The sequence below is a fragment of the Nitrospirillum amazonense genome, from assembly GCF_029594735.1.
GTDB classification, from domain to species: domain Bacteria; phylum Pseudomonadota; class Alphaproteobacteria; order Azospirillales; family Azospirillaceae; genus Nitrospirillum; species Nitrospirillum amazonense.
Window position 1 is genome coordinate 1 of record NZ_JARPAF010000015.1, and the last position, 1,775, is coordinate 1,775.

Genomic DNA, 1,775 nt, shown 5'->3' on the forward strand with positions numbered 1-1,775 from the left:
GTCCTGGCCGGCGCCGTGCGCCCAGGACGGCCCGAAGGGCGGCCCGGGCCAAGGGGTGGATCGGCTGCCCGGCGCCGCAGCGCTGGCCGCGTGGCCGGCCCCGGTGGCGTCGGACGCCCATGGCGGCCCGGACCTTCGACGGGACAACGGGCGCCTCAACAGCCAGCTGAAGGGGATCGCCCACCTGTCCTTCTGGCCAGCGCCGAAGGCGTCCGACGCTTCCGGGGGGGGCAAGCGGTGAGGACGGGTGGGCGGCGGTCGAACCTGGTGGACAGCGCGCACCTGGCACCATGGCCGACCCCCACGGCCACGGATGCGACGCGGGGCAGCCCGGAGACGAACGAGGCCAAGGCGGCGCGGGGCCGCAATGCGGGGATGACGCTGATCGACGTGGCGGCGCTCTCCCATTGGGCGTCGCCGACGGCCCGGGATTATCGCTTCGCGAACGCGGAAGCCACCCGGGACGGCGGGAAGCAATACGGGCAGCTCAACAACCAGGCCCGACATCTGGCTTCTGGGCCGACGCCGACTGGATCGAGTGCCGAGATGGCAAGTGGCGTCCAGTTGAACCCGGCTCATTCCCGTTGGCTCATCGGGCTCCCGCCCGTGTGGGACGACTGCGCTGTTATGGCAATGCGCTCTGTGCGGAAACGGCCATCGGCTTCCTCCGTGCCTGCCTTGCCGCCGGCCTGTGACGGGGAGCGCTGAGCCATGGGCCTGCCCCCACACCGTGAGCCGGAAACCCAGGCCGAGCGGGAAATCGCGATGGCCATGGTCCTGATCCGCCAGGCGTACGACCAGATACGGGAGACCTTTCCCGCGCTTCCGCCCACGGCCGTCAGCGTGGGCCTGATCAATGTAGGCACCCAGCTGTCGGTGGATCAGGTCGGCGCCCAGCGTGCCGCGGACTACCTCCGCGGATGTGCCGCCCTCATAGCCCCGATGAACTGAAGGAGGGATCATGCCTGTCGCCACCCTTGCCCTCGGCTGCCTGCTGACGACGCTGCGCAGCAAGCGCGCCCTGACCACCACCGACCGCGTCCGCTTCCGCCGCGACCTGGTCGCCGCCATGGGGGGCGCCAACCGGCCGGTGGACCGCCAGGCGGCCGAGGACGCGTTGCAGAACCTGCTGGCGGAGATGGCCGGCATGGGCTTCACCAACGCGGAGATCATCGACCTGGTCAATGCCGGCGCCCTGGATCGCTCCGGCCCGGCGGGGGTGCGCCATGGCTGATCTGCGCGCCATCCGGGACCGGATCAGGGCGCTGCGCGCCCGCACCGTCGACAACGGCTGCACCGAGGCGGAGGCCGAAGCCGCGGCCGAGGTGGCCATGCGCCTGATGGCCGACCACAACGTGTCGGACGAAGAGGTGGAGCGCCCCGAGTACGTCGAGGCGGCTCAGACCATCGGCGGCCGGCGCTCGGTGATCGACAGCCTGTGGCCGCGCGTCGCCCGCGTGTGCGGCTGCACCTCCTTCATCCGCCAGGAATGGGACGGTGACCGGGCCGTGGTCTATTTCGGGCTGGAGCCCAACCCGGAGATCGCGGCCTACGTCCATGCGGTCTGCGCCGGCGCCATCCGCCGCGCCATCGCCGACTTCCGCAAGACGCCGGAGTACAAGCGCAAGCGCACCGCCCGCACCCGCAACGAGCTGGTCAGGGCCTTCACCGACGCCATGGTGGGCCGGCTGGGCCGGCGCCTGCTGGACATGCGCTTCGGCATCGGCTGGGGGACGCTGCAGGAACAGGGTGAACAGGCGCTGCTGGAGCTGGAG

General features: G+C 71.4%; 4 protein-coding genes. All 4 read left to right on the forward strand.

Going from position 1 to position 1,775, the window contains the following annotated elements:
• A partial coding sequence (locus tag P5F91_RS29045) for a hypothetical protein (RefSeq protein ID WP_277909008.1) occupies positions 1-241 on the forward strand: 241 nt, incomplete at its 5' end.
• Between the two features lie 470 nt (positions 242-711).
• Positions 712-951, forward strand: a complete 240-nt coding sequence (locus P5F91_RS29050) for a hypothetical protein (RefSeq protein WP_277909009.1) — start codon at positions 712-714, stop codon at positions 949-951.
• A gap of 10 nt (positions 952-961) precedes the next feature.
• Positions 962-1,234, forward strand: a complete 273-nt coding sequence (locus P5F91_RS29055; protein ID WP_277909010.1) for a hypothetical protein — start codon at positions 962-964, stop codon at positions 1,232-1,234.
• A partial coding sequence (locus P5F91_RS29060) for a DUF7168 domain-containing protein (RefSeq protein ID WP_277909011.1) occupies positions 1,227-1,775 on the forward strand: 549 nt, incomplete at its 3' end. The genes P5F91_RS29055 and P5F91_RS29060, both read left to right, overlap by 8 nt.

Excerpts from the sequence above, each read along its gene's own strand:
- P5F91_RS29050 (WP_277909009.1), top strand. The coding sequence starts at position 712 with ATGGGCCTGCCCCCACACCGTGAGCCGGAAACCCAGGCCGAGCGGGAA.
- P5F91_RS29055 (WP_277909010.1), top strand. The coding sequence starts at position 962 with ATGCCTGTCGCCACCCTTGCCCTCGGCTGCCTGCTGACGACGCTGCGC.